The 7,285-nt window shown below is 66.6% G+C and carries 7 protein-coding genes; 1 reads left to right on the top strand and 6 read right to left on the bottom strand.

Going from position 1 to position 7,285, the window contains the following annotated elements; genetic code table 11:
• Positions 1-60 precede the first annotated feature (60 nt).
• The 6 genes from AB6V31_RS06150 to AB6V31_RS06175 are packed head-to-tail and all read right to left on the bottom strand — an operon-like array spanning position 61 to position 5,628.
• Complete coding sequence (locus tag AB6V31_RS06150) at positions 61-1,245, bottom strand: DegT/DnrJ/EryC1/StrS family aminotransferase (RefSeq protein WP_369364619.1); 1,185 nt, start codon at positions 1,243-1,245, stop codon at positions 61-63.
• Positions 1,242-2,180 (bottom strand): NAD-dependent epimerase/dehydratase family protein, encoded by a 939-nt coding sequence (locus AB6V31_RS06155; protein WP_369364620.1) that lies wholly within the window; start codon positions 2,178-2,180, stop codon positions 1,242-1,244. The genes AB6V31_RS06150 and AB6V31_RS06155 overlap by 4 nt, the downstream gene beginning before the upstream one ends.
• A gap of 7 nt (positions 2,181-2,187) precedes the next feature.
• Complete coding sequence (gmd, locus tag AB6V31_RS06160) at positions 2,188-3,216, bottom strand: GDP-mannose 4,6-dehydratase (protein WP_369364621.1); 1,029 nt, start codon at positions 3,214-3,216, stop codon at positions 2,188-2,190.
• A gap of 51 nt (positions 3,217-3,267) precedes the next feature.
• A complete protein-coding gene (locus AB6V31_RS06165) occupies positions 3,268-4,464 on the bottom strand; it encodes a hypothetical protein (RefSeq protein WP_369364622.1) in 1,197 nt (398 codons plus the stop codon).
• A gap of 31 nt (positions 4,465-4,495) precedes the next feature.
• Positions 4,496-4,903: a DUF2304 domain-containing protein gene (locus tag AB6V31_RS06170; protein WP_369364623.1), complete on the bottom strand. Its 408-nt coding sequence runs from the start codon at positions 4,901-4,903 to the stop codon at positions 4,496-4,498.
• Positions 4,900-5,628 (bottom strand): glycosyltransferase family 2 protein, encoded by a 729-nt coding sequence (locus tag AB6V31_RS06175; protein WP_103206513.1) that lies wholly within the window; start codon positions 5,626-5,628, stop codon positions 4,900-4,902. The genes AB6V31_RS06170 and AB6V31_RS06175 overlap by 4 nt, the downstream gene beginning before the upstream one ends.
• An 86-nt stretch (positions 5,629-5,714) precedes the next feature.
• On the opposite strand from AB6V31_RS06175, the gene AB6V31_RS06180 reads away from it, so the two are divergent.
• Positions 5,715-7,208, top strand: coding sequence for a DUF2142 domain-containing protein (locus AB6V31_RS06180; RefSeq protein WP_369364635.1), 1,494 nt, complete (start codon positions 5,715-5,717; stop codon positions 7,206-7,208).
• Positions 7,209-7,285: the final 77 nt, after the last annotated feature.

Below are 7,285 nucleotides of genomic sequence, written 5' to 3' on the forward strand. Positions count from 1 at the left end.
TTCGCCTCAACGCCTACGTTCGACGAGGTGGGCGGGAACGTCATCGCCCACCCCTCGACGTCAGCGCAGCGCGACGCGCTCGATCGTCTCGGCGACGAGGTCGAGGCCGCCATGCACCGGGTAATGGTGGTTTCCGACGAAGAGACCATCCGTATGGACACGGTCGGCTGCGGGCAGAGCTTCGGGCACGATCGCATCGAGGTGCGCCATCACGGGGTTGCGAGTGAAATTTCCCGCCACGATCGGTCGCGACTCGATGCCGGCTTCGGTGAATGCGCGCACAACGTCAGCACGTCTCCCGGAAAGAGGTCCCTCGAGGATCATCGAGAACCCGAACCAGCTGCTCTGCCCCGTCTCCCGCTGGATGCGCACCGCATCGATGTCCGCGAAACGCTCCTGGAAGTACGCCGCGTTCTCCCGACGCCCCTGGACGAGGGCGGGTACCTTCTTCAGCTGCTCCAGCCCGAGAGCACCTTCCATTTCGAGGGGACGGACGTTGTATCCCGGAAGAACGAAGCGGAACAGATCATCCCAGGCATCGCCGCTCTTGTCGTGGACGTGATTCCGATCGGGCAGCTCGCGGGTCCACCCGTGGGACCGGAGCGACAGCATCTCCTGGTAGAGCTGCTCGTCGTCGGTGACGATGAGCCCGCCCTCCATTGTGGCGATGTGATGCGAGAAGAACGAGCTGAAGGTACCTGCCAAACCCGCAGTACCGGCATTGATGCCGTCGTGGACGGCGCCGAGGGACTCGCAGTTGTCCTCGAGCAGGACGAGACCGTGCGTTTCGGCGATCGTGCGCAGACGCACGAGGTCGTTGGGGTTTCCGAGCAGGTTCACCGCCATGATCGCCCTCGTCCGCGGCCCGATGGCCGCCTCGAGGAGGTCGAGGTCGACATTCAAAGTGTCGAGGTCGATGTCGACAAACCGGGGCTTCAAGCCATACTGCGAGAACGGATAGTAGGTCGTCGGCCAGGACACCGCAGGTACGAGGACCTCGTCGCCGCGCGAGAGGTCGAATCGCGGGTCGAGCACGGCGGCCGCGACGGCGATGAGGTTGGCAGAGCTGCCGGAATTCACCATCACCGCGAACTGCGCGCCGAAGTGCGCGGCGAAGGCGCTTTCGAACTCACGAACCCGGGGTCCGTTCGTGAACCGCCCGCTGGCGATGACGTCCTGCAACGCAGCGTATTCGGCGTCATCCCACGTCGTGGTGGCAAGGGGGTAGGCCGGTTCGCGGTTCATCGAAGTCCTTCGGTGTCGGAGCGGGTGAGGAAGGCGTCGTAGCACTGTGCCATTCCCTCACGGATTGTGGTCTGGGGCACCCATCCGTGGGCACGGACGCGGGTGGAGTCGATGAGTCGACGGGCGACGCCGCTCGGCTTCGTGGTGTCGAACTCGAGCGCTCCGCGATAGCCGACGACGTCGCTGGCGACCTCATAGAACTCGCGGATGCTGTGGTCGTACCCCGCGCCGACGTTCATGAAATCCGGCCAAACCGCCATGTCATCCAGCGATGCGACCATCCACGCGGCAAGGTCGGGAGCGAAGGTGAACTCTCGTCTCGCGGTCCCATCCCCCCACACATCGACATGGTCCGCGTTCGTCGCGTGAGCCCGGTGGGTCTTGTAGAGCGTCGAGGCGATGAGGTGCGAGCGCACGGGGTCGAACGAATCGCGCGGACCATAGAGGTTCGAGGGCAGGATCGACCGATAGGCCGCTCCCGTCTGCCGCGCGGCGTACCTCACCGCCGTGAGTCCCGTGAGCTTCGCCAGACCGTACCCCTCGTTCGCAACTTCGAGTCTCCCGTCGAAGAGCGACTCCTCAGAGACCGGGTTCGGGGCTGTCGCGGGATAGGCGGCCGCAGAGGCGATGTACAGGTAGCGGGGTACGTCTGTGTTCACCGCTGCAGCGAGCACCGATGAGTCGATCCGGAGGTTGTCAACCAGGTACGGCAGTGGCCGGGCGAGCTTGTCCCCGATGCCGCCGACGAAAGCGGCGGCGTGGATGACGACATCGGGCTTGACGTCCCGAACGACGTTGAGCGTCGCGACGGGATCGCTCAGGTCGACGTTGCCGCGGGACGGCACGACGAGGTCGTCATCGGGTCGGTGCGTTCGCCAGGCGTCGACGATGCTCGAACCGAGCATGCCGGTACCGCCGGTGAGAAGGGCGCGCACCCGCCCCTCAGCTCTGGACCTGGTCGATGAACGGGCGACCCTCGACCTCGAGGGCTGCGGCGTCGGCGTCGACCATGATCTGCGCGAGGCGAGGGGTGTGAACCTTCGGCTCCCAGCCCAACAGGTCCTTCGCCCGGCCGTAATCGCCGATGAGCGCGTCGACCTCGGTGGGGCGGAGGTAGCGCTCGTCGAACTTGACGTACTTCTCCCAGTCGAGGCCCACGTGCTCGAAGGTGAAGCGCAGGAAGTCCTTGACCGTGTACGCCGTGTTCGTGGCCAGCACGTAGTCGGTCGGCTCGTCGTGCTGCAGCATGCGCCACATGCCTTCGACGTATTCGGGCGCGTAGCCCCAGTCACGCACGGCGTCGAGGTTGCCCAGATACAGCTCCGACTGCAGTCCCGCCTTGATGCGCGCCGCTGCCCGGGTGATCTTGCGGGTGACGAAGGTGCCGCCACGGCGAGGCGATTCGTGATTGAAGAGGATGCCGTTGACCGCGAAAAGGTCGTAGGCCTCACGGTAGTTGCGCGTGATCCAGTATGAATAGAGCTTCGCGACGCCGTAGGGAGAACGGGGATAGAACGGAGTTTCTTCGTTCTGCGGCGGCGGCGTCGCGCCGAACATCTCGGAGCTCGACGCCTGATAGAAGCGACAGTCGACGTGAGCGGCACGAATCGCCTCGAGGAGACGGATGGTGCCGACGCCTGTGATGTCGCCCGTGTACTCCGGCTCGTCGAAGCTGACGCGAACGTGAGACTGAGCGGCGAGGTTGTACACCTCGTGCGGCTGGATCTCGTTCAACAGCGTGACCAGGCGCGAGCCGTCGGACAGGTCGCCGAAGTGGAGGAACAGCCGGTGGTCGTCCGCCTGCGCCGGCTGGTACACGTGGTCGATACGCTGCGTGTTGAACGACGAGGACCGTCGGATGAGGCCGTGGACCTCGTACCCCTTCGACAGCAGAAGTTCGGCGAGGTAGCTGCCGTCCTGGCCGGTGATGCCCGTGATGAGGGCGCGTTTGCGGGGTTCGCTAGACGTCATGGGTTTCGGATCTCCTGTTGCCCCGGGGCGGTCCGACGGGTGCACGGAAGTCTATCGTGCCGGGGCTGTGCTTCCCCGGGAGGGCCGGCGCAGTCCCATCACGTGCACGGCGATCCCGAGCAACGGAGCCGCCGAGAGCGCCACGACGACCCGCTCGTACGGTCCTGCGGGCAACAAGAGCAAGAGCACGGTCGACAGTGCGGCGATCACCCACCCGCCCACGTACCAATCGTGGCGTGATCTGCTGAGCAGCGCCGGGCCGGTCACACACAGCGCCGCGACGGCACCTGCGCTCGCCACGATGCCGGCCGCGACCCATCCGGGCACCGCGTACCGCCCGCCCGGGAAGAGCGCGAGAAGGGTTTCGCCGAAGCACGCGGCGAGAATCGACCCCACCGCTGTCACCGCAGCGAGAGCCGACAAATACAGAGCGAGGCGTCGACCGAGCGGTCTGTCGCTGGATCGGAAGTCGACGATGAGGTAACTCTGCAGAGCCATGATTGGCACGATCAGCGGGGCGCGCGAGATGGTGATGGTGAGGATGAGGGATGCCACGATGGCTGCGTCGACGCCCGGCATCGTCGTTCGCAGGACGACGGGGATGCCCGTGACGATCAGGCCCGTCGCAGCGGCCGCCGTCACCGTGCCGACCGTGTTCACGACGAGCCGACGCGCGCCCACGTCGAGACGGAATTGCCCGACGACACGTCGGCGCACGAAGAACCACACCAGGAGGAACGCCCCGCCGAAGGGCACCGAGACGGCCGCGGTGAGCAACGTGTGCGGCGCCTGCAGCGCGAGCGCGAGCATGACGAGCAGCGCCCGCAGCAGGGCGTCGACGACGACGAGAAGTGCGGCAGCTCGCCACAGGGAAAGACCGTAAAGAACCCCCGCCAATACGGCTGTGGCGACGTAGCCCACGACGGCGACGACAATCCAGATCGCGGAACCGACGATGTCATCGGGAAAGGCCGAGGGAGCGACCACCAAGGTCACGACGACCGCTACGACGGCGGCCGCGGTCGCGATCCGCAGAGCGAAGGCACGGAGGGTCGATCCGTCCGCCGGTGTCGTTCCCGGTGTGGTCGCCCGCGAAATCTCCTGCTGCACCCCCGCCAGAGCCGCGACGAGGACGTACACGGTGGACCAGTAGACACTGAACGCCAGATAGGAACCGCTGTCGGGCAGGACGACGGGGGCGAGGAGTTGGATGGCGTAGCCGACGGCGCCCGCGATCGCGGTCGCCAACAGAATGTAGGAGAGGGCGCCTGCGCGCCCTTCAGTCGGCCGGGCCACCGGACCGCGGCTCATCGCCGGCGGGTCGTTCACTCGCGCTCAGGTCCCCGGGTGCCCCCTGGCGCAGAGAGTCGACCTGTGTGCGGAGGATCGCGACCTCTTCGGCGACACGACGGATCTCTTCCTCAGCGCGGGACAGCTCCCACGACAGGTGGAGCGCCACTCCGACGAGCAGAGCAAGCGCAAGCGCGAAGAGGAGGTTCGAGGGGACGGCGACGCCGAGGAACCCTGCGAGCCAGCCGAGCAGACCGGGAAAGACGCCGAGCACGAGGATCGCAAGACCCACGACGAGCCACAGCGTGGCGTACTTCTCGCGCAGCTGACGCCGCATCAGGAAGACGATGATGAGGATGAGGACGAAGAGGCCGAACCCCAGGGCCGCGATGGTCATGCGCGAGGCCTCCGACGAAGAGTTCCACGGAGAACCGCGAGCGCGAGCGCGAATACCGAACGAAGGAGGTACACGCTCGCTCCGAGTGGATTCTGGCTGGGCTTCCCGTGCACACGGGGCCGCATCGCCACGGGAACCTGGGTCACCGTGAGGCCGGCATGGACTGCCTCGACGAGCGAGTCGAGAGTGTCGCCGAGATACTCGGCCGGGTAGTAGCGCACGTACTGGTCGATGGCGCGACGGTTGGCCGCGCGGAAACCGCTCGTGACGTCCGTCAAGCGCACACCGGCGACCCGAGAGACGACGCTTGCCAGCACCACCATCGCCCACCTCCGGGGGCCACGCACCGTGTAGTCACCGACCTCTGCGAATCGGGCACCGATGGAGATATCGGCATCCGCCAGGCCCGCGAGAACTCGGGCGACATCCGCAGGATTGTGCTGCCCATCGGCGTCCACCTGGATGGCCCGGTGATACCCCTCGCGCTGGGCGTAGGTGAAACCCGTCTTCATAGCGCCGCCCACTCCGAGGTTGAAGGGCAGCGTGAGCACGCGGGCGCCCGCCGCGGCCGCCACATCACCTGTTCCGTCGACCGAACCGTCGTCGACGACGACGACGTCGTAGGCGGGGTCCGCGGCGCGGATTTCAGCGATCGTCGAACCGACGTTGGCTGCTTCGTTCCAGGCGGGAACGATCACCAGAATTCTGTCGGCAGTGGCGGTCATGTCATGGTCATCCTACCTGTCGACTCTCCGTCGACCGGATGCGCACCGCTGGCTCCGACTACGATGCTCTGGTGACGACCGCCCCCATGACAGCTGCTCCGACGCGCCGACGGGGCGCAGCGGCCCTCGCCATCGCCATCCCCGTGCTCCTTTTCCTGTCCCTCGTATCGTGGGCGTTCGCCAGCCCGGTCGGTTCCTCCCCCGACGACGATTTCCACCTCCCCTCGATCTGGTGCGGACTCGGCGAACGTCCGGGGCTGTGCGCCCCAGGCTCTGAGCCGGAGACCCGGAGTGTGCCTGCGGCGCTGACGGATGCCGCGTGCTTCGCGTTCAAACCGGACGTCAGCGGATCGTGTTGGAACCCCAGTGAAACCGGCATGGTGGACACCCCGAGGGTGAACGTCGGGCTCTATCCCCCTTTGTTCTACGGAACCATGTCCCTCTTCGCGAGCGACGATATCCAGACCTCCGTGTTGACGGTCCGTATCTTCAATTCCCTGCTGACTGTCGGAGTGCTAACGGCCGTCTTCTTCGCGCTCCCGCGGAGACTGCGACCGGCACTCGTAGTCTCCGCCGTCGGAGCCGCGGTCCCGCTCGGAATGTTCGTCGCGGCGTCGACCAACCCGTCAGCCTGGGCCTACATCTCGGCGGCGACGGTGTGGATCTGCCTCTACGGCGCGATGCTGACAGACGGACGCCGACGCTGGCTTCTCGCCGGGCTGGCCGTCTTGGGAGGTGTGCTGGGCGCGGGAGCCCGTGCGGATTCCGCCGCCTACGCGGTCCTGTCCATCGTCCTGGCGGTCATCCTCGGGGCCCGCAGGGGCCGGTCTCTCTGGGCTGCGGCCACGGCATCTCTCGTCATCGCCGCCGCCGCCGTCGCGTTCTACCTGTCGGCTCGACAAGGAGGCGCGGTCGTCACCGGACTCTCACTCGACCCCGTACCGCTCACGATCGATCAACACATCTCGAACTTCCTCAATATCCCGACTCTCTTGGCCGGCGCGCTCGGGGGCTGGGGACTGGGGTGGTTGGACACCTACATGCCGAGCGCCGTCTCGACGCTCTCACTGATGGTGGCCGCCGGAACAATCTTCGTCGGAGCACGCGGAATGACCCCGCGTCGCGTCATCGCGTTCGCCGTCAGCCTCTCCGCCCTGTACCTGGTGCCGTTCGTCCTGCTCGCGCAGTCCGAGGCGATGGTCGGCGCCCAGATCCAACCGCGGTACATCCTCCCCCTGCTCGTCATCTTCCTCGGGGTCGCCTCGGCCAGCTGGGACATCGAGCCCAGCTGGACGGTCGCCCGGATCGTCTTCGCGGGAGTGGCTCTGAGCGTGGCGACGGTGATCGCGCTCCATGTCAGCATCCGCCGCTACACCACTGGAGTGGACGACCCGGCGATCAGCCTCGGAGCCCGTGCGGAGTGGTGGTGGAACGGGATCCCCTCCCCCTCTCTTGTGTGGGTCGGAGGTTCCGTCGCCTTCATCCTGGCCTTCGTCCTGCTCGGTGTCGCACAGCGCCGCGCACTCCGGTCAGCGGCCCTCACCGTCCCTGAAGATCGTCGCAACCCCTCGGACGTGTGACCTCGGACGTGTGACCTCGGACGTGTGACCTCGGACGTGTGACCTCGGACGTGTGACCTCGGACGTGTGACCTCGGA

The organism is Microbacterium sp. 16-032 (genome assembly GCF_041079455.1).
GTDB lineage: Bacteria > Actinomycetota > Actinomycetes > Actinomycetales > Microbacteriaceae > Microbacterium > Microbacterium testaceum_A.